Origin of the sequence: Streptomyces sp. NBC_01445, from assembly GCF_035918235.1 — a bacterium.
Classification (GTDB): domain Bacteria; phylum Actinomycetota; class Actinomycetes; order Streptomycetales; family Streptomycetaceae; genus Streptomyces.
On record NZ_CP109485.1, the window covers coordinates 7,112,804 to 7,139,452 of the forward strand.

At 71.6% G+C, this 26,649-nt stretch carries 26 protein-coding genes; 6 read left to right on the plus strand and 20 right to left on the minus strand.

Annotation, left to right across the window (positions count from 1 at the left end):
• Positions 1-9: 9 nt before the first annotated feature.
• The 6 genes from OG574_RS32330 to OG574_RS32355 form a co-directional block, all read right to left on the minus strand.
• Positions 10-1,086, minus strand: coding sequence for a PDR/VanB family oxidoreductase (locus tag OG574_RS32330; RefSeq protein ID WP_326776089.1), 1,077 nt, complete (start codon positions 1,084-1,086; stop codon positions 10-12).
• Positions 1,087-1,088: 2 nt separating this feature from the next.
• Positions 1,089-2,006: a metal-dependent hydrolase gene (locus OG574_RS32335; protein WP_100592096.1), complete on the minus strand. Its 918-nt coding sequence runs from the start codon at positions 2,004-2,006 to the stop codon at positions 1,089-1,091.
• 99 nt (positions 2,007-2,105) lie between these two features.
• Positions 2,106-4,019: a hypothetical protein gene (locus OG574_RS32340; RefSeq protein ID WP_326776090.1), complete on the minus strand. Its 1,914-nt coding sequence runs from the start codon at positions 4,017-4,019 to the stop codon at positions 2,106-2,108.
• Between the two features lie 55 nt (positions 4,020-4,074).
• Positions 4,075-4,587 (minus strand): tetratricopeptide repeat protein, encoded by a 513-nt coding sequence (locus tag OG574_RS32345; protein ID WP_326776091.1) that lies wholly within the window; start codon positions 4,585-4,587, stop codon positions 4,075-4,077.
• Positions 4,588-4,692: 105 nt separating this feature from the next.
• A complete protein-coding gene (locus tag OG574_RS32350; protein WP_326776092.1) occupies positions 4,693-5,493 on the minus strand; it encodes a tyrosine-protein phosphatase in 801 nt (266 codons plus the stop codon).
• A 76-nt stretch (positions 5,494-5,569) separates the two neighbouring features.
• Positions 5,570-8,674 (minus strand): alpha-N-acetylglucosaminidase, encoded by a 3,105-nt coding sequence (locus OG574_RS32355; protein ID WP_326776093.1) that lies wholly within the window; start codon positions 8,672-8,674, stop codon positions 5,570-5,572.
• A 114-nt stretch (positions 8,675-8,788) separates the two neighbouring features.
• On the opposite strand from OG574_RS32355, the gene OG574_RS32360 reads away from it, so the two are divergent.
• On the plus strand, positions 8,789-9,232 hold the full coding sequence (locus tag OG574_RS32360; RefSeq protein WP_398374356.1) for a hypothetical protein: 444 nt from the start codon (positions 8,789-8,791) through the stop codon (positions 9,230-9,232).
• Positions 9,233-9,282: 50 nt separating this feature from the next.
• Here OG574_RS32360 and OG574_RS32365 read toward each other — a convergent pair whose 3' ends face one another.
• The 8 genes from OG574_RS32365 to OG574_RS32400 form a co-directional block, all read right to left on the minus strand.
• Complete coding sequence (locus OG574_RS32365) at positions 9,283-10,803, minus strand: DUF1996 domain-containing protein (RefSeq protein ID WP_326776094.1); 1,521 nt, start codon at positions 10,801-10,803, stop codon at positions 9,283-9,285.
• A 66-nt stretch (positions 10,804-10,869) separates the two neighbouring features.
• Positions 10,870-11,520, minus strand: coding sequence for a response regulator transcription factor (locus tag OG574_RS32370; protein WP_326776095.1), 651 nt, complete (start codon positions 11,518-11,520; stop codon positions 10,870-10,872).
• Positions 11,505-12,794 carry a sensor histidine kinase gene (locus tag OG574_RS32375; RefSeq protein WP_326776096.1) on the minus strand — a complete coding sequence of 430 codons (1,290 nt, stop codon included), beginning with the start codon at positions 12,792-12,794 and terminating at the stop codon, positions 11,505-11,507. Before OG574_RS32375 ends, OG574_RS32370 begins: the two co-directional genes overlap by 16 nt.
• Positions 12,795-12,916: 122 nt before the next feature.
• The gene (locus OG574_RS32380) at positions 12,917-13,915 is read right to left on the minus strand and encodes an NAD-dependent epimerase/dehydratase family protein (protein ID WP_326776097.1); all 999 of its coding nucleotides are present in this window, start codon (positions 13,913-13,915) and stop codon (positions 12,917-12,919) included.
• 102 nt (positions 13,916-14,017) lie between these two features.
• Positions 14,018-14,641, minus strand: a complete 624-nt coding sequence (locus tag OG574_RS32385) for a winged helix-turn-helix domain-containing protein (protein WP_326776098.1) — start codon at positions 14,639-14,641, stop codon at positions 14,018-14,020.
• Between the two features lie 380 nt (positions 14,642-15,021).
• Positions 15,022-16,053: a glutamine synthetase gene (gene glnII, locus OG574_RS32390; RefSeq protein ID WP_326776099.1), complete on the minus strand. Its 1,032-nt coding sequence runs from the start codon at positions 16,051-16,053 to the stop codon at positions 15,022-15,024.
• 235 nt (positions 16,054-16,288) lie between these two features.
• Positions 16,289-17,032, minus strand: coding sequence for a hypothetical protein (locus tag OG574_RS32395; RefSeq protein ID WP_326776100.1), 744 nt, complete (start codon positions 17,030-17,032; stop codon positions 16,289-16,291).
• Between the two features lie 143 nt (positions 17,033-17,175).
• The gene (locus OG574_RS32400) at positions 17,176-17,538 is read right to left on the minus strand and encodes an arsenate reductase family protein (protein ID WP_326776101.1); all 363 of its coding nucleotides are present in this window, start codon (positions 17,536-17,538) and stop codon (positions 17,176-17,178) included.
• A 133-nt stretch (positions 17,539-17,671) separates the two neighbouring features.
• Between OG574_RS32400 and OG574_RS32405 the strand changes: the two genes are divergently transcribed.
• Positions 17,672-17,950, plus strand: a complete 279-nt coding sequence (locus tag OG574_RS32405) for a hypothetical protein (protein ID WP_100592108.1) — start codon at positions 17,672-17,674, stop codon at positions 17,948-17,950.
• 62 nt (positions 17,951-18,012) lie between these two features.
• On the opposite strand, the gene OG574_RS32410 is transcribed toward OG574_RS32405, so the two are convergent.
• A complete protein-coding gene (locus tag OG574_RS32410) occupies positions 18,013-19,248 on the minus strand; it encodes a winged helix DNA-binding domain-containing protein (protein WP_326776102.1) in 1,236 nt (411 codons plus the stop codon).
• 110 nt (positions 19,249-19,358) lie between these two features.
• Between OG574_RS32410 and OG574_RS32415 the strand changes: the two genes are divergently transcribed.
• Positions 19,359-19,841 (plus strand): FxLYD domain-containing protein, encoded by a 483-nt coding sequence (locus tag OG574_RS32415; protein WP_326776103.1) that lies wholly within the window; start codon positions 19,359-19,361, stop codon positions 19,839-19,841.
• Between the two features lie 37 nt (positions 19,842-19,878).
• A complete protein-coding gene (locus tag OG574_RS32420) occupies positions 19,879-21,219 on the plus strand; it encodes a DUF2252 domain-containing protein (RefSeq protein WP_326776104.1) in 1,341 nt (446 codons plus the stop codon).
• Between the two features lie 61 nt (positions 21,220-21,280).
• On the opposite strand, the gene OG574_RS32425 is transcribed toward OG574_RS32420, so the two are convergent.
• Entirely contained in the window at positions 21,281-21,805 is a 525-nt protein-coding gene (locus OG574_RS32425) for a DUF1269 domain-containing protein (protein ID WP_100592111.1), read from the minus strand.
• 163 nt (positions 21,806-21,968) lie between these two features.
• Here OG574_RS32425 and OG574_RS32430 point away from each other — a divergent pair, with 163 nt between their 5' ends.
• On the plus strand, positions 21,969-22,118 hold the full coding sequence (locus tag OG574_RS32430; RefSeq protein WP_326776105.1) for a hypothetical protein: 150 nt from the start codon (positions 21,969-21,971) through the stop codon (positions 22,116-22,118).
• A gap of 214 nt (positions 22,119-22,332) precedes the next feature.
• On the opposite strand, the gene glnA is transcribed toward OG574_RS32430, so the two are convergent.
• On the minus strand, positions 22,333-23,742 hold the full coding sequence (glnA, locus tag OG574_RS32435; protein WP_326776106.1) for a type I glutamate--ammonia ligase: 1,410 nt from the start codon (positions 23,740-23,742) through the stop codon (positions 22,333-22,335).
• Between the two features lie 189 nt (positions 23,743-23,931).
• Between glnA and OG574_RS32440 the strand changes: the two genes are divergently transcribed.
• Positions 23,932-24,402 carry an RDD family protein gene (locus OG574_RS32440; RefSeq protein WP_100592113.1) on the plus strand — a complete coding sequence of 157 codons (471 nt, stop codon included), beginning with the start codon at positions 23,932-23,934 and terminating at the stop codon, positions 24,400-24,402.
• 85 nt (positions 24,403-24,487) lie between these two features.
• Here the strand turns inward: OG574_RS32440 and OG574_RS32445 are convergent, their stop codons facing one another.
• The 3 genes from OG574_RS32445 to OG574_RS32455 all read right to left on the minus strand — a co-directional run bounded on the left by OG574_RS32445 (position 24,488) and on the right by OG574_RS32455 (position 26,648).
• Entirely contained in the window at positions 24,488-25,189 is a 702-nt protein-coding gene (locus tag OG574_RS32445) for a DUF4191 domain-containing protein (RefSeq protein ID WP_100592114.1), read from the minus strand.
• Positions 25,190-25,219: 30 nt separating this feature from the next.
• Entirely contained in the window at positions 25,220-25,423 is a 204-nt protein-coding gene (locus OG574_RS32450; RefSeq protein ID WP_100592115.1) for an SCO2195 family GlnR-regulated protein, read from the minus strand.
• 259 nt (positions 25,424-25,682) lie between these two features.
• Entirely contained in the window at positions 25,683-26,648 is a 966-nt protein-coding gene (locus OG574_RS32455; protein ID WP_100592116.1) for a lipoyl synthase, read from the minus strand.
• Between the last annotated feature and the right edge of the window lies 1 nt (position 26,649).

Below are 26,649 nucleotides of genomic sequence, written 5' to 3' on the forward strand. Positions count from 1 at the left end.
GCGAGCCGGTCACAGGTCGAGCACGAGCCGCTCCCCGCGCGCCCGGGAGACACAGATCAGCATCGAGTCGTCACGCTCCGAGTCCGTGAGCAGCTCGTCCCTGTGGTCGATCTCGCCCTCCAGGACCCGCTGTTGGCACGTCCCGCAGAACCCCTGCTCGCAGGAGTACGACACACTCGGCACCTCGGCGCGCACCGCCGCGAGCACCGAAGTGCCCGCCGGTACGGGGACGGTGCGGCCGGTGCGCCGCAGTTCGACCTCGAACGGCCCGTTGCCGTCGGCCGACGTGTGCGGGGCGAACCGTTCGAGATGCAGCTCGCAGTGGCCGGGAAGCGCCGCGGCCACGGCCTCCATCAGCCCCTCCGGCCCACAGCAGTAGACCGCGGTGTCCGGCGCCGACTCCGCGAGCAGGCCCGTCAGATCGGGGCGCCCCTCCTCGTCCTCGGCGACGACGCGCACCCTGCCCCGCTCGCCGCCGAGCTTCTCCGCCTCCTCCAGGAACGGCATCGACGCGCGCGTGCGGCCCGCGTACAGCAGCCGCCAGTCCGCGCCCCGGGCTTCGAGGGCCCGCAGCATCGGCAGGACCGGCGTGATGCCGATGCCGCCCGCGACGAACACGTACGACGGGGCGCCGGCGGTGAGGGGGAAGCGGTTGCGCGGGCCGCGCACCTCGACCTCCGACCCCTCCTGCAGCTGCTCGTGCACCTCGCGCGAGCCGCCCCTGCCGTCCTCGATGAGCCGCGTCGCCACGGTGTACGACGAGGTGTCCTCGGGGTCGCCGCACAGCGAGTACTGCCGGATCAGCCCCGACGGCAGGACGAGGTCGAGATGCGCGCCCGGCTCCCAGGCGGGCAGGTCCTGCCCCTCGAGGCGCAGTTGGACGACACCGTCGGCGACGGACTCGTGCCGCGTGACGAGGAGCCGCAGAGCACGCGCGCGCGGACGGCCCGAGATCGGCTCGTCGAGCGCGGGCATCGGCCACAGGGGGGACGCCTGGATGCGGCGGCGCAGGGCGCGGCGCGCGAGCAGGGCGGAGCCGGTGACGAGCAGGACGGTACGCAGCCGTGGGGTGCGGAGGCGGGGCATGGTCAGACGGCTCCGTTCGAGGTCCGGGCTTCCGCCGCCGTCGCGGCGGGGGAGGTGGCCAGATAGGCGACCGCCTGCGCGGTGCTGCCCTCCTGGGAGGGGTGGTAGGAGCGGCTGAGATAGCGCGGGATGGACTTCACCATGGCGGCCGTGGAGGGCAGGACGCCCCGCTTCCCGCCCTGGTAGAACTCCTTGAACGACGCCTTGCCGTCGAGCACCGTCGGGTCGTTCTCCATGAAGAAGCGCGCCCCTCGCTGCCACAGGAACATCAGAGCCGAGAACGCGAGCGCCCAGGTCCGCACCCGGCGCCGGTAGCCGCCGTCGACGTGCTCGAACAGCTCGAAGGCGACCGAGCGGTGCTCGACCTCCTCCGCGCCGTGCCAGCGCAGCAGGTCCAGCATCGTGGGGTCCGCGCCCTTGCGGTCCAGCTCGTCCGCGTTGAGCACCCAGTCGCCGAGGAACGCCGTGTAGTGCTCGATCGCGGCGATGAGCGCGACCCGCTCCATCAGCCACCACTCGCGCGCCCGCCCCGGCGGCAGCGTCCGGTCACCGAGCAGCTTCTCGAAGAACCAGTCGACCTGCGCGGTGTACGGGGTCGGGTCGAGACCCTGCTCCTTGAGGTGCGGCAGCACCTCGTCGTGGGCCTGCGAGTGCATGGCCTCCTGGCCGATGAACCCGATCACGTCCTCGCGGAGCCGGTCGTCGCGGATGTACGGCAGGACCTGCTTGTAGACGTGCACGAACCAGCGCTCTCCGGCGGGCAGCAGGAGATGCAGCACGTTGATCGTGTGCGTGGTGAACGGGTCGTCCGGGATCCAGTGCAGCGGGGTCCTGTCCCAGGAGAAGGAGACCCTGCGTGCCTTGAGCGCGACGCGCTCGTCAGCGACGGGCCGCGGTGCCCGGCTCTGCGTATTAGACATGGCGTCAATGTACTGACGGGTAGGGGGCGGGTACACCCCTCGTGCACCGATTTCTTTACGGAGGTGTCAGCAAGGGGTGTCCGCTGGGGCGCCGGGGGTTCAGCGCAGGGCGCCCACCTCGCGGCCCGTCGCCGTGCGGCCGGTCAGCTTCGTCCTGGCCCCCTGCCGGGTGGGCGCGGCGAGGACGTTGTCCGTGGCGCGGGCGCCGCCCGACGACGCGATCGACGTGACCTGCTTGCTCGCGGCGGCCACCACGTACCAGGTGCCGCCCCGCGACTTCCACAGCACGCCCGCGAGGACCAGCGGGTCCCGGCTGCCGCAGGCCGGGGTCCCCTCCGACTTCGCGGCGACCGCCGCCGTCGTCCCGCCGGGCGCCGTGAACAGGGCCAGCGTCCGCGCTCCGCCGCCCCGCCAGGTGTCGGCCCGCGCGCACGCCCAGTCCGCCGCGCCGCTGCCCTCGGGGAGCCGCTGGCGCGCGTACGCCCAGGAGTTGACGGTGCGCACGCCGTGCGAGCGTACGGAGGTGAGAGAGCACGCCGAGTGCTGCCAGTCGGCCGCGACCGCCTCGCGCGGCGCGCCGGGGCGGCCCGCCGTGAGATGCGCGGGCACGAGCTCGCCGAGGTCGGTGGAGAGGCGGGTGCCCGCGTCGTCCCGCAGGGCGAGCGCGTTCCACGACGCGCAGTCGCGGGCGAGCGCGGGGCTGGCGAACGGGGCCGTCACGCCGTCGGGGGCGCGGTCGAGCGGCATCGGCGCCGCCGACGGACTCAGCAGGTTCCGCACGGCGGCGCTCCGCACCCAGGGTGCGGTCAGATAGCGGACGTTGCCGTCGGCCCGGTCCACGACCAGGGCGCCGGCCTCCGGGCCCGTGGCGCCGTCCGCCCGTGCGAAGTCGAGCGCGGCGCCGCTCGTGCCGTCCTTCGGCTCCGCGTACCGCACGATGCGAAGACCGTCGTAGAACAGCACGATCCGGGCCTGGTCGACCTCGCCCGCGTACAGCAGCTGCGGGGGTCCGGGCGGGGCGCCGGCCTGGGTGCCCGGTGTCGCGGAGACCTGGACGGAGCCGCCCGGCCGCGCCCAGACCGCGAGGGCGCGCCGCAGCAGCGGCCGGTCGGCGGTCAGGGTGCCGCGCGCGGGCCACACCGAGAAGTCCGTACGGGCCGACGTCTGCCACGCCGTGGGCGGGACCCTCGTCAACTTGCCGGGATCCAGGGCGGCCAGGCCCGCCGGGTTCTGCGCGTACGCGGGCGCCGCGGCCCCCTCGGGGCCCCAGCCGCCGCCCGGCAGGCCGAGCAGCGCCCCGCACACCAGCGTCGCCGCGGCTGCCGCGATCACGGCCTTCACATGCTGCCTGCGCCGCATGAGGTCCGGCGGCCTGGCCTGGAGCGAGCACGGGTCGAACTCCGTCGACTCCAGGAGCGCGAGCGCGTCCTTCCCCGCCGGCATGGTCACGCCGTCCGCCTCGGCGAGCGCCGCGTCCGGGTCCTCGGCACCGGCCGCGCCCAGCATGTTCCGTACGGCGCTGTCGTCGAGCCGTTCGAGGCCGCGCAGGACGAACGCGGCGCGGCCGGGGCCGCTGAGCGCGGACAGCCCCTGGTCCAGGGCCAGTTCATCGGCCCCGCCCGAGCGCGGGAAGAGCCGCAGACCCCACACCTGGGGAAGCAGCGGAGGCAGTTGGGAGCGCCGGGGCCAGGCCCTGCGCCGCAGCGGGCGGCCGGCGTCGAGCGCGGTGCGCAGGACCCGGAGCCGTACGAAGCCGTAGCCCGGATCGCCGTTGCGCCCCTCGGCGGTGCGGGGCGCCGGGACGGCCGCCGCGTCGGCCGAGGCACGGGCGCGCGGCAGGGCGCGCTGGGTCAGGGAGTGCGCCGTGAGCACCCGGCGGTTGCGGCCGAGGCTGGGCGGGAGCACCAGGTAGGCGAGCCGGACGAGCCGCGGGTAGTGCTCGACGAGAGCGGCCTCGGCCTGCTCCACGTCGACGACCGGACCGGGACGGGGGACGACATCCTGTGACTGCACCTTCGACTGCACGTTCAGCTGAACGAGCGAATCGTCAGATGGTCACTTCACGGTGTCACACCGGCTCCGGCTCCGCTTCGACCAGCAGGCGGGCGTAATTCGCCATCGACCTCTGGTATCGGGGCAGATGGGGCGCCAGCGCGCCGAGGGCCAGCGACAGGCCCTCGCGGTCCCGGCCCAGGCTGGACAGGCACAACGCCAGCGTGGCGCGCACGGCGTCGTCCAACTCGTCGGAGGGCGCGTCGAGTTCGGGCGTGAGAAGGGCCACGCCTTCCTCGGGTCGGCCGATGTTGCGCAGGGAGCTGGAGAGCTGGATCTTCGCGCGGCGGCCCCGGTAGCCGGACAGGCCGAGCTTCAGGGCCTCCTGGTACAGCGGCACGGCCCGGTCCGAGTGGCCGGTCGAGTCGAAGGCGCTGCCGCGCTCGAACGGGCCGACCGGGCTGCCGTCCGGCAGTTCGGCGACGAGGTCGTCGATGACGGCGCGGAAGTCGCCCGCGGTGGACTCGTCGTAGTCGTCGATGCTCGCCCACGCCGCGGTCAGGCGTACTTCCCAGTCTTCGCTGCTCATCGGGTCACCTTGGCACGGATGTGCCCACGCGGCACAGGGGTTTCGCCGAGACCACGCGTCCCCGGGGTCCCATGCCACCCGCGCCCCGAGCCCTCGCCCCCCGCGTCACCCGGCCGTCAGCCGCTTCCGGATCCGCTCCACCGCCTCGTCCGGCACCTCGAGCCCCTCGCGCACGTACGTCTCGAAGTCCCCGTACTGCACCGCCACCTCGTCCTGCGCGGCGTGCAGGTACGACGCCCGTACGCCGATCAGCGCGAGCGCGATCTCCGGGTCGCCGCCCTGCGCGGTGAACCCCTCGACGAGCGGCGCGAAGGCCTCCCGTACCGCCGAGTTGACCGACAGGTACTCCGTCTCCAGGGCCGCCTGGTCCGCGCCGAGGAGCGTCAGAACGACCGTCGCGGCCCAGCCGGTGCGGTCCTTGCCCGCGGTGCAGTGGAAGAGCAGCGGGCCCGCGTCGGGGTCGGCCAGTTCGGTCAGGAGCGTGCGGTAGGCGGCCCGCGCGGACTTCGTGGAGACGAGGGCGCGGTAGGTGTCGGCGAAGAGCGACTCGGCGCGCCCGCCGCCGAGCTTCTCGTCGGCGAGCGCCGGGTCGGACAGGACATGCTTGAGCTGCGCGGCGGCGGGCGCGGCCCCGGTCTGGGCGATCTTGTCGGCGAGCGCGTCCGCGACCAGGACCTGGACGCCGTCGGGGACGTGGTCGGGGTAGGAGGCGCGCTCGCCGTTGGTGCGGAAGTCGACGATCGTGCGGATGCCGAGCGCGGTGAACGCCGGATCGTTCGCGGGGTCGAGCCGGTCGAGCTGCCCGGACCGCAGGGCGAGGCCCGGGCGTACGGTGCGTCCGCCGGGCAGCGGGATCCCGCCGAGGTCACGGAGGTTGGCGACGGTGGTGGCGGGGATCGGGGGCATCGGCGGGACTCCAGATGTCACAGCCGTGACCGGATTCACGGCTTATGTCCCGCCCATTCTGGCCCAGGGCCCGCTGCTACCCGAGCTGCCAGCCCCCGAACTCCACGGTGCCGCGCGCCCCACCGCCGCCGTTCGTCGCCGTCATGAACAGCCCCACGTCCTGCGTCGTCGCCGCCCCCGGCACCGCCACGGTCGCGACGGTCCGCCAGGTCGCCCCGTCGTCCGTCGAGCACTCACCCGTGTACGAGCCGCCGGACCGGGTCAGCCTGAGCGTGACCGGCGCCTTGATCCCGGTGATGCGCCGGTACGTGTCGAGCGTGCCGTCCCCGTTCGTGTCGTACGACAGCACGACCCCGTTGGACGGCGTCGCGGAGAGGTTCAGGAAGCCCGGGGAGCCGGGCGTCGCCAGGGAGTTGCGGACGATGAGGCCGGCCCGCGCCCACGGGCCCGTGGCGGCCTGCGCGGTCACCGTGACCTCAACCGAGGACCCGTCCGTGAAGGCGCCCTCGCGGTACGCCGAGCCGAACTCCGTGGTTCCCTTCCACAGGTCGGCGCCCGCCCCGTCGATCGCGTACCGGTCGCCCAACTGCCCGAAGACGGCGGCATTGCCGGTGACGGTCCGCCAGGCGCCGTCGAGCGGCCCGGCCTCGAAGAGCGTCCCCGCGTGGACCGACGTCACCCGGTCCTCACCCTGTGGCCCGTACCGCACGGTGAGCTCGTACGGCAGCGGGCGCAGTGGCCGGTCCAGGGGCGTGCCGGGAGCACTCGCCTGCCAGCGGACCGTGCCCGTGCCCGCGGGCGCGACGCTCGCCAGGGACGTGGAGCCCTCGGGCGCGGCATCGATGCCGGACAGCGTGAAGTCCACGCGCCCGGTTGCCCGCAGCCCGTTGACGTTGCGGAAAGCGGCCTCCACGCGCGCGTGCCCGCCGGGAGGGAACACCGTCGGCTGGGCGGTGACGGTCAGCGAGCCCTGGTAGGGCGCCCGCGCGAGCACGTCACGTACGCGCGTGGCCGTCTTGTACGCGTCCCCGATGGGCCGCAGCGGATAGTCCTTGCGCTCCACGGTCCACGGCTCCTCGAACGCGAACCAGTCGACGGCCGCGGGCGCCGACCCCGTGGCCAGCGCGTCCTCCAGGGCGTTCAGCCACTTCTGCCAGCGCGGCACGTAGAAGTCGGACATCAGGCCGTGCCACTCGCGGTTGGCGTACTCGTGCAGGCTTCCCGGGTCGGACGTGGCGCGGTCGCCCCACACCGTGATGAGCACCTTCGCCGTGCGCTCGAACTCGGCGCGCTCGGCGTCGCTCGTCGCGAGCCGCCGCGCGTCGTCGATCCACGGCCCGAGCAGGAACGCCGGATGCGTTCCCGTCACGTCGTCGGACAGCCGCATCAGCTTCAGCCACAGCGTCGCCAGGCGCCGGAAGGCGTCCCGGTCCTTCCTCGCGTACGCGGCCCGCAGCTGCGGCAGGAGCTGGCGCGAGCGGTGTGCGAGCGCCTGCCGCGCCACGTCCACCAGGTCGTACTTGTACGCGGCGGAGCTCCGCAGTCCGCCGGCCACACCGAGCAGCCCGCTCAGGGCCGCGTCGAAGCGGCCCGGGTCGTAGGCCAGGGCGCGGGGCGCGTACTCGGCGGCCCGGTTCGCGGCCAGGTCGGGACGGGCACAGAACAGCGAGTCGTGCGCGTCGCTGCGCTCCACCGCCGTGTGCTGGTACGCGGTGTCGTGCAGGGCGCGCCAGGCGGCCCGAGCGTCCGCGTCCCGGGCTCCGTAACGGAAATCGGCGTACCCGGAGAACCAGGCCGCCCGGTCCACCTTGCCCTCGGTCCAGGCGAGTTCGGAGAACAGCTCGAAGGCGGCCGGGTCGCGGTCGGTGCCCTCCGGCATGAAGGCCGTGCCGGCGAGCGCGCTGCCCGGCTTGTCGCGCCACGCGAAGAACTTCTCGTTCCAGATGTGCGCGCGGGCGCCGATGGTGGTCCGCCCGCCGAAGTTCGGGATCGTGCCGAAGGCGTAGGGCGTGCCGCCCCAGTCCTTCTCGCGGTCGGTGACGGTCGTGAAGCGGTCGGAGACGCCGTCGACGATCAGCATGCGCTTCTTGTCGATCGCGTCGATGAGCGCGGGCAGCGGGTTGGCCTCCCAGCCGAGAATCACCCACGTGGCTCCCGGGTGCGCCTTCTGCAGGGCCTTCTCGACGCCGCGCGCCGCGTCCGGCACGGGCACGTCACCGGCCGTGCCGCCCTCGTGCAGCAGGTCCATCTTGAAGTGCCCGGCCGCGCCGAACAGGTCCCGCTGATGTCCGTAGAAGGAGGCGGCGACGTCGGCGAAGGACTGAGTGCGCGGGTCGAGCCAGTCGGGCCGGTCGAAGCCGTGCCAGGTGCCCTGCGGAACGATGTGCGCGTCGCCGCCGTTGCGCTCCACGAAGCCGTGGGGGACGTGCCCGTAGTAGCCGGGGAACACGGGCGACATGCCGAGCTCGCGCAGCCTGTCCGTGATCCTGCGGCCCAGTTCGACGCGCTTCGCGATGAGTTCGGGCGACAGCGGTCCGCCGTACCCCGACAGGTTCTGCAGGAGCCACCACGGCTGGTGCGTGGGCGCCGGCAGCCAGGCGCGCGACTCCGCGTCGCTGTACCCGAAGTCCTTCAGGACGCGCTCGTACACGGCCTCCGTGCCCGCGATGACGAGGACCTCGTTGCACCCGTGCAGCGCGAGGACGTCGATCATCCGCTCCCAGTACGGCCAGTCCGCGTACGGCGCGGTGTAGCCGTCGTTCGTGTCGTTGAGGGCGAACCGGTGGGGGAGCGCGGTCGATCTCTCCAGCGGGCGCGGGGGCGCCGGCAGGGTCTTCGGCAGGTCGAGCTGGCTGCCGTTCCACGCGATGTGCGCCCCGCAGACGTACTTGAGATACCAGTGAACCCCCGCGAGCATCACGGCCGGTGTCGTGCCGGCCACTTCGAGGCTCCCCCGCGTGCCCGTCACCCGGAACCGGTCGCCGCCGTCCTGCGGGGAGAGGAACCTGAGACGGAACTGGTCCGAGTGACCCGGGAGCAGTCTGTTGAGTGCGGAGCGTACGGGAGCCGTATCGAAGGCAGGGCCCTCGGCGGCGTGAGCCGTGACGGGGAACCCTGCGGCGGCTCCCAGGCCGATGGCGCCGGCGGTGCCGAGGACGGAACGTCGCGACGGTGCGGTCATAGGTGTGCCCCCTGCGTCGGATGGTGCGGCGCACGGTAACCCTGTGACCCCCCTTGCTCAACGCTGTGCACGGAGCTGGCGAATTCGTGTCGCCGCACGGGACGGAAGGAAACGATGGGAATGACGCGACGCATGCGGCGCATATGGGCGACCGGGGCGATGGTCTCGCTGGCGGTCCTGACCGGCTGCGGATCGAGCGCCGACGGCGTGCCGAAGACCGCGACCGGCAGCCTGGAACAGCTCGCCGCCAAGGCGAGGTGCAGGCCCGACATCCAGACGGACGCCGACGAGCTGCGCCAGGCCACCTGCGGCGACGGCCGGGACCGCTACATCCTCGCCACCTTCGCCACCGACCGCGGCCAGGCCGAGTGGCTCGACCAGGCCGACGACTACGGCGGCACGTATCTGATCGGCCGCCGCTGGATCGCCGTCGGCGCCGACAAGGCGGTCAAAGCGCTGCGCGGCCGGCTCGGCGGGACCGTGGAGAAGTCCTCCTCGCACCACTCGGGGAGTAGCGGTGGCGGGGGTCACGAGGAGGACGGGCACTCCGGGCACTGACGGTCACCGCGCGAGCTGACCGCGCAGCAGTCGACGGGGGGGTCAGGCCGTCAGGTACAGCGCTGACCCCGGTTGATGCAGTTCGCGACGCGCTTCATCAGGCCCTCGTCGAAGACGTTGATGAAGTCGCCGTGGTCGGTCACGGGCTTGTGCAGCTGCTCGGGGAACGAGTCGACGGCGAAGCCGGGGCCGGGCGGGACGTCGTACACGATGCGCTGCTGCAGCTGGGGGATCGCCTGGAAGCCCTGCGGGCAGGCGCCGCTGGCCGGGTCGGCGAAGGCCACGTGCGTACGGTGGTTGGCGCTGTCGGTGTTGCGCCCGTCCCAGCAGCTCTGGAACTTGAACGACCGCACGACCTTGCTGCCCTCGGGGCAGATCGGGTACTTGTCCTTGAGCTGGCGGTCCTCGAAGCCGGTGCAGCTCCAGGACGCGTTCGCGTTCGCGTCGCCGTTGGTGAAGGCCTTGGCGTCACCGGTGATGATGCGCAGGAACCGCGGCATGGCGACGACCTTGCCGGTCGGATTTCCCACGAACTTCAGCGTGACCGAGGCAGGTGTCTGGATCTCGCCGACATTCTGGTCCTTGCCGCCGCCGTCGGCCTGCGCGTCGTTCTCGTCCTTTCCGTTCTGGAGGCGCAGAACAGGCCAGTAATAGGTCGACTTGTCGCCCTGATTGCGACAGCTCGTGTCGCCATTCGCAAGATCGTCGTCACTGGCGAAGGCGTCGTTCGCCTGATTTCCCACGTAGTCGTGCATATGGTGCGCGCCATTGCTCACACCGGGCGCCACGATGACGTTGTCGGGATTGAACTTGCCGTTCTCGTTCCGCCCGCATTTCGTGGTGAACGTGCCGCGGGAGGCGGCCCGCTGGTTGGGCGGCGTCTTCACGTTGGGCTGGACGGAGTTGATGTCGACGAAGTCGGAGGCGTCGGGGCCGTTGCCGTTCTGCTGACCGCCGCCCTGCCCGCCGTCCTGTCCGCCACCCTGCTGACCGCCGTCTCCTTGCTGGCCGCCGTCCTGTTGGCCGCCGTCTGCCTGACCGCCGTCCGCGGGCGCGGACGGCGCGGCGGAGCCGGCCGGGGGGCTGCCGTCGGTGCCGGCCGACCTGGCCGTGCAGGCCGCGAGGTCCTTCATGCCCTCGGGGGCCGTGCCGCCGGCCCGGCTGATCTCCAGGCCGATCCGGTCGATGAGGGTCGAACGCCGCTCCTTCAACGGCTGCAGAATGCTGTTCTGTACGAACTCCGGATCCCGCGCCGCAGCGTCCCGCGAGGCCGCGAGGCGCTGGTACGACTCGGTGATCTGGCTGTCCATCGTGGCCAGTTCGCCGTCGACCTCCGACCGCGCGGCGTCCGGCACGTCGGAGAGCCCGTTGCCCACGTCGGGGCAGTCGATGGTGGCGACCTGCTGCTGTTGCTGCTGCGCGCCGTCGCCGCGCTGCGCCGGGTTCTCCTCGTGGGCGGACGCGTAGACGTTCACCGCGACCAGCCCTCCTCCACCCAGGAGCAGTGCGGCCGACGCGACCGTCATGCGCGTCGCGAGTGACGAGCGCCGTTTTCGTGATGTGCGTCCCATGGAGCTACGTACGCAACACACGGGCCCCTTGTTCAAAGAGAGCACCGGTGATTTCCCGGCGGAATCTCAACGGCCCTGATCCAGATAGGCGATGACGGCGAGAACCCGCCGGTTGTCGTCGTCCGACACCGGAAGTCCCAGCTTCAGAAAGATATTGGAGGTGTGTTTCGCGATCGCCCGTTCCGTGACGACGAGTTGGCCCGCGATGGCCGCATTCGACCGGCCCTGCGCCATGAGTTCCAGAACCTCCATTTCGCGCGGTGTCAGACCGCCGAGCGGCGCGTCGGCGGCCCGCCGCGAGAGGAGTTGCTGGATCACCTGCGGGTCCATCGCGGTCCCGCCCGCGGCGACCCGGCGCACCGCGTCGATGAACTGGTCCGCGTCGAACACCCGGTCCTTCAGCAGATAGCCGATCCCGCCGTTCCCGTCGGCGAGCAGCTCGCGCGCGTACAGCTGCTCCACGTGCTGCGACAGGACGAGGACCGGCAGCCCTGGCCGCGCCCGCCGCGCGGCCAGTGCACACTGCAGCCCCTCGTCCGTGTGCGAGGGCGGCAGCCGTACGTCGACGACCGCGACGTCCGGCTCCAACTCGGCCAGCGCCTTGGTCAGTTCGGGCCCGCTCTCGACGGCCGCGGCGACCTCGAAGTCGTACGCCTCCAGCATCCGGACCAGGCCGTCGCGGAGCAGGAAGAGATCTTCGGCTAGGACAACGCGCAAGGAAGCTCCATCGTCACCATGGTCGGACCGCCGGCGGGGGAGCTGACGGCGAGGACGCCGTCGAATGTACCGAGCCGGCGCTCGATCCCGCTCAGCCCCGACCCCGCCCCGATACTCGCCCCGCCTTTGCCGTTGTCGGTGACGGAGATCCGCAGCATGCCCGTCGCCCCGGTGTGGTGCACGTCGACCCAGATGCGGTCGGCCCCCGAGTGCTTGACGGCGTTCGTGAGGACCTCGCTGACGGCGAAGTACGCCGCCGACTCGACGGGCGCCTCGGCGCGGCCCGGCAGGTCCACGTCGACGTCGGTGGCGACCGGCAGCCGCAGCGCGAGCGCCTGCACCGCGTCACCGAGGCCGCGCTCGGCGAGGACCGGCGGATGGATGCCGCGGACCAGGTCGCGCAGCTCGGTGAGGGCGTCGGCGGAGGACCTGCGGGCCTGCGCGAGCAGCTCCTTGGCCTTCTGCGGGTTCTTCTCGATCAGCGTCTCGATCGTGCCGAGGTCCATGCCCATGGCGACGAGGCGGGCCTGCGCGCCGTCGTGCAGGTCGCGCTCGATGCGGCGCAGCTCCGCGGCCGAGGTGTCGACCGCGTCGCGCCGCGTCTGCGTCAACACCTCGACGCGGGCGGCCAGTTCGCCCTCGTCCGGGGTGAGGACGGCCCGGGTCAGCTGGAAGTGGGCGCGCAGCAGCGCAGGGGCAGTGAAGTAACCGGCCACGAGGAGCGCGCTGGCGAGGCCGGCGGCCTCGAACGCGGAGCCCTGGCCGCTGATGGGCACGAACCCGTACCACCAGCCGACGTACGTGCCGTCCGTGAAGACCCGCCACAGGCCGGCCGCGAGGGCGTACCCCTCCAGCGGATAGAAGACGACCGCGGCCGGCAGGAGCGCGGTCACGAACCCGGCCGTCATGTCGACGAGCAGCCACAGCAGGTCCCGCCATGTCGCCGGGTCACCGAGCATCAGCCTGCAGCGCTCCGCCTGCCCGACGAGTCCGGTCCGGACGTCGGCGGGGAAGGGCCGGTACAGCGCCGGGACGCGGATCCCGTACCACTCGGCGGCGAGGACGCGCCGACGGTTCGCCCAGGACCTGACCAGGGAGAGCACGGCAGGCGTGGTGAGTACGCCGACGCCCAGGACGACGAACACGATCGACAGGACGGACAGCACGAAGAGGGTGAGCGACCCGGCGAACCCCACGACTGCGAGCGCGAGGCCACGCGCCCCCGCCACCAGGGCGCGGCGCGCCCGTCCGCCGAACGCACTCGACGCGTCCATCCCGCTCTCCGTCCACCGCCCGACCCGTACGCCCCCAGTCTCCCCGGCCGGGGCCGTACGGGGCATGGGGCCGGGCACCCGTCCGGGGGTGTATCTGGCACCACCCCAGGGCCTCCTGGGCTTCAGCCCGCCAGGACCTTCGCCTCCGTCGCCGGGTCGAGGCCGAGCACCGGCCGGTCCGGGCGCTGCGGGGCCTTCCCGCCGATGGACTCCAGCCAGGCCCAGGTGTCGGCGACGGTCTCCTCGACGGGCCGGCAGCGCAGCCCGGCCGCGACCGCCTTCGCCACGTCAGCGCTGTGCAGCGCGGCATGCATGTCACCGCCCGGCGGCACCCACACCGGCAGCTGCATCCACGGCTCGATACCCGCAGCGGCGATCACCTCGGGAGCGGTCCAGCGCAGGTCGGCATCGCCCCCGGTGGCCCGGATGCAGGCGTCGAGCAGCCCGCCCATGGTCGTGTGCCCGGAGGGGCTGATCACGGTGTACGGGCCGCTCAGTCCGGTCTGTGCCGCATCGAGGATCCAGGCGGCGAGGTCGCGTACGTCGATGTACTGGAGCGGCAGTTCGCGGGGGCCGGGTGCGAGCACGGGGCCGCCCCGCGCGATCCGCCCCAGCCACCACGGGAGCCGGCCGATGTTCTCGTACGGGCCGAGGATCAGCCCGCACCGCACGAGCAGCGCACGCCCGGCGCCGAACGCTTCGACCGCCGCGAGCTCACCGCCCCGCTTGTCCCGCGCGTAGTCCGTCCGTTCCGCGTCGGGCGAGGCACCGTCGACGACCGGGGCGTCCTCGGTGTAGCCGGGCGGGGGCGCCCACGTGTACACGGACGAGGTCGACACGTATATGTAGCGGCCCGCGCGCCCTGCGAGCAGCCGGGCGGAGTCGCGGACCACGCGGGGCGCCGCCCCCCAGGTGTCCACGACGACGTCCCACTCGCCCTCGCTCTCCGCGAGCGCGGCGAGCCCGCCGTCCGCGGTGCGGTCCCCGTGCAGGGACCGCACCCCTTCGGGCGCCGCGTGCTGCCCGCGGTGGAAGACCGTCACGTCCCAGGACCTGGCGACCGCGGCCTCCACCACTGCGCGCCCCACGAATTCCGTACCGCCGAGAACCAGAAGTTTCATGCCGGTGACTCTGCCTGCTCGGGACGCGTCAGGGAATCCGTTTCTGCCCGTGGGAGAACTGTTCGGCCGGCGACGGCCGACGGACGGCGCTCCGCTTGACGGTCAACGCGCGGCCGGCGGGGCGTACTTGTAGCCGACCCGCCGCACCGTCTGGATCACCTGACGGTGCTCGGCCCCGAGCTTGCGCCGCAGCCGCGCGACATGGACGTCGACCGTCCGTCCGTCGCCCACGTGCCCGTAGCCCCACACCGTGGTCACGAGCTGGTCGCGGGTGTGCACCCGGTGCGGATGCGCGACGAGGTGCGCGAGCAGCTCGAACTCCAGGTAGGTCAGGTCGAGTTGGCGCCCGTCGACCTGCGCGGTGCGCTGTGTGCCGTCGATGCGGACGAGCGCGTCGGTGGCGGTGGCGGTGGCGGTGGCGGTGATGGCGGTGTCGCTGTCCTGCGGCGCGGCGTCGGGCCGCCGCCCGGGCTCGTCGGGCACCGGGAGCAGCGGCTGCTGGTCCGCCGGTACGAGGACCAGGTAGCCGATCATCGGGGGCCGGCCCGGCAGTGTGGGCAGGGTGTGCGGCGGAGCGGGCAGCCAGGTCGCGCCCGGCGGCAGGAAGTCCGCGACATCGACCACCTCGTCCCGGTCGACCGCGCGCAGCCGGTGGCGGCCGGAGACGGCGGGGGAGGGGGCGGAGGTCACAGAGGAAGCGGTGGTGAAGGAACGGGTGTTCGCCATGAGTGGTCAACTCTTTCGCGCGAGGAGTCATCGAGATCGTCGAGAACTGCGAGGTCGCAGAAGGACCTACGTCGTGCGCGCGGGCCGAACGCCGGGGTGGACCGGCTTTAGAGGGCCTGCGCGTTCTCCGCGCGGCAACACACCCGGTCGAAGTCGTGGTGCTGACGGGAAGGCCAGAAGGGCTCGAGGTCGTGGCGACCCGTCGCGGTGTTGTGGAAGCTGGCCATGGCTCCATTGAAGCAGACGGGGTCGCGGGGCAGGACCCCCCTCTCACCGGTCGGACGGCACCTTGGCGTGAACTTGACGCTGTCCGAGTGCGCGGCGACGCGAAGGGCGCCCACCGGACCGGTGGGCGCCCTTCGGGAATCAGGTGCCGCGGATCAGACCTGGCCGGCCTTCTCCAGAGCGGTGCAGCAGGTGTCGACGATCAGACGCGTCACGACGTACGGGTCGACGTTCGCGTTCGGACGGCGGTCCTCGATGTAGCCCTTGCCGTCCTTCTCGACCTGCCACGGGATGCGGACCGAGGCACCGCGGTCGGAGACGCCGTAGCTGTACTCGTTCCACGGGGCGGTCTCGTGCAGACCCGTCAGACGGTCGTCGATGCCCGCGCCGTAGTTCTTGACGTGGTCCATCGGCTTCGAGCCCTCGCCGAGCGACTCGCACGCGGTGATGATCGCCTCGTAACCCTCGCGCATCGCCTTCGTGGAGAAGTTGGTGTGCGCGCCGGCGCCGTTCCAGTCGCCCTTGACCGGCTTCGGGTCGAGGGTCGCGGAGATGTTGAAGTCCTCGGCGGTGCGGTACAGCAGCCAGCGGGCCACCCACAGCTGGTCGGAGACCTCGAGCGGGGCGAGCGGGCCGACCTGGAACTCCCACTGGCCGGGCATGACCTCGGCGTTGATGCCGGAGATCCCGAGGCCCGCCTTGAGGCAGTTGTCCAGGTGCGCCTCGACGACGTCACGGCCGAAGATCTCGTCCGCGCCGACACCGCAGTAGTAGCCGCCCTGCGCGGCCGGGAAGCCGCCCACGGGGAAGCCGAGCGGGCGCTCGCCCTCGAAGAACGTGTACTCCTGCTCGATGCCGAAGATCGACTCCTGCGCGGCGAACTGCCCCGCGACCTCGGCGAGCGCGGCACGCGTGTTGGACTCGTGCGGCGTCATGTCGATGTTCAGGACCTCGCACATGACGAGGATGTCGTCGCCGCCGCGGATCGGGTCCGGGTAGGAGGCGACGGGACGCAGCACGCGGTCGGAGGCGTGGCCCTTGGCCTGGCTGGTGCTCGAACCGTCGAAGCCCCAGATCGGCAGCTCTTCGAGCGCCGGCGCGGAACCCGCGATGATCTTCGTCTTCGAACGGAGCTTGGCCGTCGGCTGGGTGCCGTCGATCCAGATGTACTCAGCCTTGAACGTCACGGGGCCACATCCTTCGGGTGGGTCTGTACGGCGCAGTCATGTGCGGGTGCGGCGCCTCGGTGTGCTGCTCCGCAGACTGTCAACAGGGGATTTCCCGTCCGTTGCCCATATGTGAACCCCGTGTTACCCGGGCCCTCCTGTGGCCGGAGTCACGTTTCTCCGGACAGCCCCGGCCCGCGCACGTCATGGGGGCACGCGCGCGGGCCGGGGCTGTAGGCCCGGTGGGCCTGTGAGGTCAGCCCACCTTCTCTATACGTGCGTTGCGGATGAGGAATTTGCCCGGTTCGCGGACCTGCTCGAACGCCGAGTTGTTCAGCAGGACGCAGCTCCCGGAGACGGATGTGACCTCGACGGACGTGGACTTGCCGTTGTCCAGGTTGGTGACCTTGAGCTTCGTCCCGGCGGGGAACTGCCCGCTGGACGCGGCGGGCGCGCCGCCCTCACCGGACAGCGTCACGGTCGAACCGGCACAGACCTGCTCACCGGCGGCGTCCCCTCCTGCGTCACCGGCGCCGCCGGCCGCGTCCGTGGGATCTGGTTCGGCGGTGACGGTGTCCGGCGGCGCGGCGGTCACCGTCTCCATGCCGCCGGCCGCATCATCGGAACCGGCGCCGGCGGCGTCATCAGCACCGGCTCCCGCTCCGGCGGCGTCATCAGCACCGGCCCCGGCTCCGGCCTGCGCCCCGTCCCCGGCCTCGCAGCCGGATGCCGCCTCCTTGCGCCGGATCTCCGCGATGACCGCTTCCCGGTTGGCGATGCGGGCCTCGGACTGCGCGTCCGGGGCGGCCCGCTGCCCGTCGATGAACTTCTGGTTGTTGGCGATCGCGGTCTCCAGGCCCTGGCAGACCTGGGCGTTCTGCGCGACCGGCGCCGCATTGCCCGTACTCGCGAGAGCGAAAGCCGCCCCACCGGCGACGAGGGCCGCGCTCACGGCGAGCGCGGCCTTCTTCCGGGGGCCCATCCTTCTCCTGCGGGACATGTCCGCCTCCTGTCGTCGTTACGAACGTCGGTGCGCGCACCGTTACGTACGGGTAACTGGAGGGCGGAACTCAACTGACCCAGGGGAAGCTCAAGTAACGTACGTCACACGAGAGTTGGGACCGCGGGTGAGCCCCTCGCGTCTCAGTGGCGTCCGAGCGCGTCCCGGACCGCGTCCTCGCTGCGCGCCACCACGGCCGTACCGTCCTCCGCCGTGATGATCGGCCGCTGGATGAGCTTCGGGTGCGCGGAGAGCGCCGCGATCCACCGGTCGCGCGAACCCGCGTCCCGCGCCCAGTCCTTCAGGCCGAGCTCCTTCGCGTCGGCCTCCTGCGTCCGTGTGATGTCCCACGGTTCGAGCCCGAGCCGCTCCAGAACGGCGCGGATGTCGTCCTCGGACGGCACGTCCTCCAGGTAGCGCCGCACCGTGTAGTCGGCTCCCTCCGCGTCGAGCAGGGAGAGCGCGCTGCGGCACTTCGAACAGGCGGGGTTGATCCAGATTTCCATGGGGCCAAAGGTACGGGAAAGGCCTTGTGGCCAGCGGCTATTGTCAGTGCCCGGCAGTAGAATTGAGGCAGTGTTCGAGGGAGCGACCGGGGCCGCGGAGGGCCTCGGAAGGTCTCCCTCCCGCGACAGGAGGATGTCTGTGCCCGCTGCCGCACCGATGCTGATCGACCTGCCCTGCAAGCCACTCGCGAAGAAGGCCCTGCCCGCGGGACGGCCGCGTGACTGGTACATCACGCACAACCGCCGCCTCAAGGCCATGCGCCTCGCGATCGCCCTGCTCGACTCGGGCGTCTACCTCCCGAACCAGGCCCACAACCGGACGATACGGAGCACGGCGGAGCGCGTCGGTATCCACCCGCCGTCGGACACCACCTGCCACATGGTGCGCGCGCTGATGCGCTACAGCCGCTGACAGCCATGTGCGCCGCCCGCCCGTTGTCCGGCTCAACGGGCGGGCGGCGTAAGGCAGTTCACTCACTTCCTGGCCGGGTCCTGGCCCGCCAGCTCCTTCTCCAGAGGTGTACGGAAGCGGGGGGTGACCCGCGCCTCGCCCACCCACTCCTGGAGCCTCGCGGCCGACGCCTCGACGGCGGCCGCGCCCTCCCGGCCGACGTCCGCGAGCAGCCGCCACCGGACGACGCCGTCCCTGCCCTGCGCCCACCCGCCGGCGATCCGCCCGTCCCACCACACGGTCGGGCCGATGTTGCCCGCCCCGTCGAAGAGCGGCGCGCGCAGCTCCGGCGGCAGATACCAGTCGCGCTGCTGCCAGCCCATCGGGCTCGGGTCGAGACCGGGGAGCAGGGCCGCCCACGGCTCGGTGTCGGCGGTGACCGGCTCGACGGCGTCGGGAAGCACGAACCCGGCTCCCTCGTCCAGCTCCACCTCGACCGCCCCGACGGCCGCGAGCGCCCTGCGGACGTCGGTGACCTTCCATCCCGTCCACCACTTCAGGTCGGCCTCCGTGGCCGGACCGCACGAGCCGAGCCGGCGCCGGAGCAGCTCCGACTGAGCCTCGACCACGGGGAGTTCGGGATGCGCGGGCATGAGCGCCCATCTGAACTGGCTGGACGTCCACGACCCGCGGGGCCGCCCGCGCACGACGCGCCCCTCCATGCCGAGGACCCGCAGCAGCCGCGTCGAGATCGACTGCCACGCCTCGTACTTCTTGCCCGGCGCGTACAGCAGCTGCGTACGCAACCGCGGCTCGTCCTCGGCGAGTTCCGCGGCGGTCGCCTCGCCGCGGGCCCCGATCGCCGCCAGCGTGCCCGCCTCGACGTCCGCGAGCCACGCCGCATCGTGCTCGCTGCCCGCCTCCAGGTGCTTGACGAAGGAGGCGCGCTCCCGCGCGGCGACCGCCACACCCGTCGACGCGTGCACCACCGCGGTGAGCGTGGCGGGGAACACGAACACCGTGTGCCGCATGCCGTGCATCCGCACCAGGGAGCGGTCCGTATACAGGGCGCGCTCCACGTCGGCGACCGTCTTCGGCGGGTCCCGCAGGCGCGCGCCCACCGCCAGATACACGGTGGCCGGGTCCGTGCCGTGCAGCGCCACGAGCGACCCGGCGACCTCCTCGGCGGAGCCGGCCCGCGCGGCGGGCGCGAGCCGTTGCCCGGCCGCGAGCCTGGCCCGCCGCTCCGGCGCCCCGATGTGCCGCCGCCGACCACTCACAAGGACCTCCCAGGGCTGTTCGTCCGACCGTGCCCCCATCCTGCCCGGGCTCCCTGGCTCCTTCACCTGTTTGCCGTACCCGGCATGCCGCCCGGGCCCCGGCCGCCTTCACTGAGGTGACGGCAGCGGAACGGGCAGCGGGAGGCGTGATGTCGGGACATGGCATACGGGGCGCGGGGGCCGGGCTGCTCGTGGCGGCGGTGCTGCTCGCGGCGGCCGGCTGCTCGGACAGCGACACCAGCCCCTCCGACACGGTGTCCAAGGCCGCGTCCGCCGCGTCGTCCGTGGCGTCCCGGGGCGGTGACGTGGTCGCCTCCGCCACCGCGAAGGCGCAGGAAGAACTGGACCGCGTCAAGGGCGGCGTGAACGCCAAGGGCGACATCGGCCTCGGCGACGTGGCGAAGGACGGCGACCGGATCACGGTCCCTGTCACCGCCACCAACACCTCGGACTCCCAGGCGTCGTACGCGGTACAGGTCAACTTCCGCGACAGCGGCGGCAACCTCCTCGACACGGTCGTGGTCACGGTCGACGACGTGGACAAGGGCAAGTCCAAGAAGGCGACGGCCCGCAGCAACCGCACCCTCACCGGCGACGTGAAAGCGGACGTCGGCAGAGCGCTACGGCACTAGCCGTGACCGCCCCCGCAGGCCACGCGGACGGTACCGCATGACCACCCCCCAGGCCCGGGCGGCCCTGGGAAAGGAGGCCCGCAAGCGCGCGTCACGCTCCTCGCACGGGGCGTGGATCCCCTCCGCCGACCGCACCGACCCCGTCGTCGTACTGGAACGGCAGGCGGCCGACCGCGTCGCCGAACTGCTGCCCATCCGGTACGGGCGGATGGCGGCCTCCCCGTTCGCGTTCCTGCGCGGCGCCGCCGCCGTCATGACCGGCGACCTGGCCACCCAGCGCGCCACCGGCCTCACCGTCCAACTCTGCGGCGACGCCCACCTGTTGAACTTCGGTCTCTTCGCGTCGCCGGAACGGTCCCTGCTCTTCGACGTCAACGACTTCGACGAGACCAGCCCGGGCCCCTTCGAATGGGACGTGAAGCGGCTGGCCGCGAGCGTGGCCGTCGCCGCCCGCGACAACGGGCACACCGACACCCAGGCCCTCGGGTCGGCCCGCGCGGCCGCCGCCGCGTACCGCACCGCGATGCGCCGGCTCTCCGAGATGGGCGAACTCGCCGTCTGGTACGAGCACATCAATGCGCACCAGTTGCTGCCCCTCATCCGCTCCGGCCGCAGCCGACGCCGCGTCCAGGCGACCCTCGCCCACGCCACCCGCCGCACCAGCCTCCACGCGCTGGGCAAGCTCACCGAGGTCGTCGACGGGCACCGCCGCATCGTTCGGGACCCGCCGCTCCTCGAACCGGCGAGCACCCCCGACACGGCCACGGTGCGCAAACTGTTCGGCGACTACCGCTCCACCCTCGCCGAGGAACGCCGCCGTCTCCTCGACCGCTACCGCTTCGTCGAGGCCGCCCGCAAGGTCGTCGGCGTCGGCAGCGTCGGCACCCGCTGCTTCGTCGTGCTGCTCGAAGGGCGCGACGCCGACGACCCGCTGTTCCTCCAGATCAAGGAGGCCACTCGGTCCGTCATCGAGGAATACCAGCCGCACGGCCCGTACGTGCACCCGGGCCACCGCGTCGTCGCGGGCCAGCGCCTGCTCCAGGCCTCCGGTGACATCTTCCTCGGCTGGATGACCGGCCCCCAGAGCCGCGCCTTCTACTGGCGTCAGCTGCGCGACATGAAGGGCGCCGCCGACGTCGCAGGCCTCGGCCCGGACGATCTGCGCGCCTACGCCGAACTGTGCGGCACCGCACTGGCCCGCGCCCACGCCCGCTCGGGCGACCGCATCGCCATCTCCGGCTACCTCGGCCGCGCCGACATCTTCGACCGCGCTGTGGCCGACTTCGCGCTGCGCTACACCGACCAGAACGCCGCCGACCACACGGCCCTGCGCAGGGCGGCGTCGGAGGGCCTGATCACGATCGCTCCGGGCGTCTGAGAACGCCGGTACGGCCGCCCCCGGACGGGAGCGGCCGCACCAACAGGACCGTACGGATGTGTCAGGCCCCGTTCGAGGCCTCCTGTGCCGCCGCCTCACCCTTGGCCGCCTTCAGCGCCGCCCGCAACTGCTCCTCCTCCTCGTTGCTCAGCGAGGTCTGGACGAGCTGACCGCCGAACGACGCGATCTGGGGGATGACCTTGTCCGGGGCGGCCTGCTTCACCAGGACGAACAGCGCGGCGGCACCGGGCTGAAGGTTCTGGCTCAGCTCCTTCATGAAGTCGTCGTTGATGCCGGTGTCGGTCGCGGCACCACCGGCGGCCCCGGCCGCGGCACCGACGGCCGCACCGAGCAGCGGCACGAGGAAGAGCAGCCCGATGACACCGCCCCACAAGGCCCCGCCGGCCGCACCCGTCGCCGTGTAGTTCACGGCCTGATGCAGCTTGATCTTCCCGTCCTCGCGCCGCTCGACGACCACGATGTCCTCGAGTTCGACGAGGTGCTGCTTGGCCAGATCGAGCATTTTCTCGCGCACCTGATTGGCCGTGGCGAGGTCGTTGTAGGCGACGACGAACAGATTGCTCATACGGCACTCCTCGGAAGTCTGTGCAACTTCGCCCGAGTTTATGAGCGTTTATGGCAGTGCGCAGAACGAAGCCGCCCTTCCGCCGGGAGGCGACGGGCGCCAGGCTGCGGTCCATGAACAGCAACGGACAAGGCTGCGCCGCCGACGACGAGTGGCACTCCTGATGAGCGGCTCCGGACTCCTTGTGGCAGGGCTGGCGCGGCTCTTCGAATCCGGCGCCGACTGGGACGTCCTGTGGTCCGCGCTGCTCGGAGCCGCCACGGCAGCCGCGATCGGCTTCCCGTTCTCCGCAGCCCTGTGCAGTCCCCCGTAGATGGGCCCATCCCGTCCGCATGTCGTGCAAGGAGCGTCTGGCAAAGGGCCGTTCCGAGGAGCCTTCGGCGCTCGGGCGGCGGGACCGCGCCCGTCGGGGCCTGAGTGGTACCCACAGAAAGGCCGTCGGCCGTGCCTTCCGGAAGCGGAAGAGCACGGCCGACGGCCCACAGACGGCCCAGGAGAGCGGAAGCCCGCTCTGACCTGTGGCGTTCTTAGATGTCGAAGTAGAGCTCGAACTCGTGCGGGTGCGGGCGCAGCTGGATCGGGGCGATCTCGTTCGTGCGCTTGTAGTCGATCCACGTCTCGATCAGGTCGGGGGTGAAGACACCGCCGGCCAGAAGGTACTCGTGGTCCGCCTCGAGGGCGTCGAGGACCGCGGGGAGCGAGGTCGGGACCTGCTGGACGTTCGCGTGCTCCTCGGGAGCCAGCTCGTACAGGTCCTTGTCGATCGGCTCGGCCGGCTCGATCTTGTTCTTCACGCCGTCGAGGCCGGCCATCAGGAGGGCCGAGAAGGCGAGGTACGGGTTCGAGGACGGGTCCGGCGCGCGGAACTCGACGCGCTTGGCCTTCGGGTTCGAGCCCGTGATCGGGATGCGCATCGCGGCGGAGCGGTTGCGCTGCGAGTAGACCATGTTGACCGGCGCCTCGAAGCCCGGGACCAGGCGGTGGTACGAGTTCACCGTCGGGTTCGTGAAGGCGAGCAGCGACGGGGCGTGCTTCAGGATGCCGCCGATGTAGTAGCGCGCCATGTCCGAGAGGCCCGCGTAGCCCTGCTCGTCGTAGAAGAGCGGGTCGCCGTTCGCCCACAGGGACTGGTGGACGTGCATGCCCGAGCCGTTGTCACCGAAGATCGGCTTCGGCATGAAGGTCGCGGTCTTGTTGTTGCGCCACGCGACGTTCTTCACGATGTACTTGAAGAGCATCAGGTCGTCGGCCGCGGCGAGCAGCGTGTTGAACTTGTAGTTGATCTCCGCCTGGCCGGCCGTGCCGACCTCGTGGTGCTGGCGCTCGACCTGGAGGCCGTTCTTGTCCAGCTCGAGGGAGATCTCCGCGCGCAGGTCGGCGAAGTGGTCGACCGGCGGGGTCGGGAAGTAACCGCCCTTGTAGCGGACCTTGTAGCCGCGGTTGTTCTCCTCCGAACCGGTGTTCCAGGCGCCGGCCTCGGAGTCGATCTCGTAGACCGAGCGGTTCGCGGAGGTCTCGAAGCGGACCGAGTCGAAGACGTAGAACTCGGCCTCGGGGCCGAAGTACGCGGTGTCGGCGATGCCGGTGGAGGCCAGGTACGCCTCGGCCTTCTTCGCGACGTTACGCGGGTCACGGGAGTACTGCTCACCCGTGATCGGGTCGTGGATGAAGAAGTTGATGTTGACCGTCTTGTCGCGGCGGAAGGGGTCGACGCGCGCGGTGGACAGGTCGGCGCGGAGCGCCATGTCGGACTCGTGGATGGCCTGGAAACCCCGGATCGAGGATCCGTCGAAGGCCAGCTCCTCGGTGGGGTCGAACGCCGCGGCCGGCACCGTGAAGTGCTGCATCACACCCGGCAGGTCGCAGAACCGGACGTCGACGAACTTGACGTCCTCGTCCGCGATGAACTTCTTGGCGTCATCGGCGTTCTGGAACATCCAACTCCTCCTACTCCCACCCGGGGAGGGGCGGGGTTGCAGCTCGGTGGTGCGGCCAGTGCGGTGGCACACGCTGGGACCCGACCATAGGGACGGGGGATTTCTCAAGCATGACCCATTTGTTTCGCCGAAGTTAACCGGCGCGGGGGCCGGAGCGGGCCGGGTGGCCGAGCGCAGTACCGTGGACGGGTGGACAACAGGCAAGCAATCGGATCGTGGCTCTCCGGGCCGCGCGCGGCCGCGGAGGACGCGGGTGTCGAGTTCGGGTACCGCGGTGAGCAGCTGGGGCTGCCCGAGCAGGGGCCGGGCTCCATCGCCCGCCCCGGCAGGCGCATGGCCGCCCTCGCCATCGACTGGGCCCTGTGCATGCTGATCGCATACGGGCTCCTCACACACGGCTACAACCAGGCGACGGGGAACTGGGCCCTCGGGATCTTCTTCGTCCTCGGCCTGCTCACCGTCGGCACGGTCGGCTTCACACCGGGCAAGCGGATCATGGGGCTGCGCGTCGTCGCGCAGGACGGCTCCGGCCGCCTCGGCCTCGGCCGCGTCCTGGTCCGCACGCTGCTCCTGTGCGTCGCCGTCCCCGCCCTGATCTGGGACCGTGACGGCCGCGGCCTGCACGACCGCCTGGCCCGCGCGGTCCAGGTCCGCGCCTGACCCGGGCCGTCACCGCAGACCCACTACGACGGATGAGGCCCCGGAACCGATCGGTTCCGGGGCCTCATCCGTCGTAGTAGAAGGGTCAGCGTCCCTTGCCGCCACCGCGCGGCATCCGCATGCCCTTGGGCATCGGGCCCTTGGGGAGCGGCATGTTGCTCATCAGGTCGCCCATCGCCCGGAGGCGGTCGTTGGTCGTCGTGACCTGCGGGCCCGTGAGGACGCGGGGGAGCTTGAGCATCGTCGTGCGGAGCTTCTTGAGCGGCACCTGGCCCTCGCCGTTACCGACGAGGATGTCGTTGACCGGCACGTCGGAGACGATGCGGGCCATCTTCCGCTTCTCGGCCGCCAGCAGCGTCTTCACCCGGTTCGGGTTGCCCTCGGCGACCAGGACGATGCCTGCCTTGCCGACCGCCCGGTGGACGACGTCCTGGCTGCGGTTCATCGCCACGGCCGGGGTCGTGGTCCAGCCACGGCCGATGTTGTCGAGTACCGCGGCAGCCGCGCCGGGCTGACCCTCCATCTGCCCGAAGGCTGCTCGCTCGGCACGGCGTCCGAAGACGATCGCCATCGCGAGGAAGGCGAGCAGGAAGCCGAGAATTCCGAGATATACCGGGTGACCGATCAAGAATCCGATCGCGAGGAACACACCAAAGGTGACGATTCCCACAGCCGCGAGTACAAGAGCGATCATCGGATCGGCCTTGCGGGTCATCTTAAAGGTCAGAGCGATCTGCTTGAGTCGCCCGGGGTTCGCAGCGTCCGCTGCGGTTTCCTTCCTCGCCATGCCTTGAAGTCTACGTGTCCGGGCAAGTGGCTACGACGTGCGGGCGGCCACAGCCTCCTCGAGCACCCGCTGGGCCTCCACCCGGTCCTTGGCGCGGCGGCGGTCCTCGAGCACGGAGGTCCAGGCGTTGCGGCGTGCGGTGCGCTGTCCGCTGCTCATGAGCAGCGACTCGACCGCGCGCAGGGCGTCGGTGAAGGTCGGGATGGCGGTGGCGCGAACGGGCGCGGCCTGCATTGGGAGGTCCCCCTCGGGAGCGGCTCTGACTACGGGTGTACGTGGCGTGAGTACAGCGTCACTGCTTGGTGTTACCAGGGCGTGACCGAAGGGTCAAACGCCTATGAAGCCTTGATGGGGGAGGGCCGAACGATGACGCGGCCCTGACGGTGCCCCCATCTGCGGGGACTGTCAGGGCCGCGTTCTCTCGGCCATTACTGGCCGGTAGCTGCTTGTGCGTGATTTCACACGGCTGGCGGGCCGTGCGGTCGCGAGTGGATCAGACCGCCTGCGAGGCCACGTACGCGCCGCGCTTCTCGACCGCCATCTGGTAGAGGCGTCCGGCGCGGTACGAGGAGCGGACCAGCGGGCCGGACATGACGCCGGAGAAACCGATCTGCTCGGCCTCCTCCTTCAGCTCCACGAACTCGGCCGGCTTCACCCAGCGCTCGACGGGGTGGTGCCGCGGCGTCGGACGCAGGTACTGGGTGATGGTGATGAGCTCGGTGCCCGCCTCGTGCAGCTGGCGCAGCGCCTCGCTGACCTCGGCGCGCTCCTCGCCCATGCCCAGGATCAGGTTGGACTTGGTGACCAGGCCGGCCTCGCGGGCCTTCGTGATGACCTCGAGGGAGCGCTCGTACCGGAAGCCGGGGCGGATCCGCTTGAAGATGCGCGGCACCGTCTCGACGTTGTGCCCGAGAACCTCGGGGCGGGACGAGAAGACCTCGGCCAGCTGGTCCGGGTCGGCGTTGAAGTCGGGGATGAGCAGCTCGACCTTGGTGTAGCCCTCGGCGCGCTCCGCCGTCATGGCGTGGATCTGGCGCACGGTCTCCGCGTACAGCCAGGCGCCGCCGTCCTCCAGGTCGTCGCGCGCGACGCCGGTGATCGTGGCGTAGTTCAGGTCCATCGTGACGACGGACTCGCCGACGCGGCGGGGCTCGTCACGGTCCAGTGCCTCGGGCTTGCCCGTGTCGATCTGGCAGAAGTCGCAGCGCCGCGTGCACTGGTCGCCGCCGATGAGGAAGGTGGCCTCGCGGTCTTCCCAGCACTCGTAGATGTTCGGACAGCCCGCCTCCTGGCAGACCGTGTGCAGGCCCTCGCTCTTCACGAGGCCCTGCATCTTCGTGTACTCGGGACCCATTTTCGCCCGGGTCTTGATCCACTCGGGCTTGCGCTCGATGGGGGTCTGGCTGTTGCGGACCTCCAGGCGCAGCATCTTGCGTCCGTCGGGTGCGACTGCGGACACG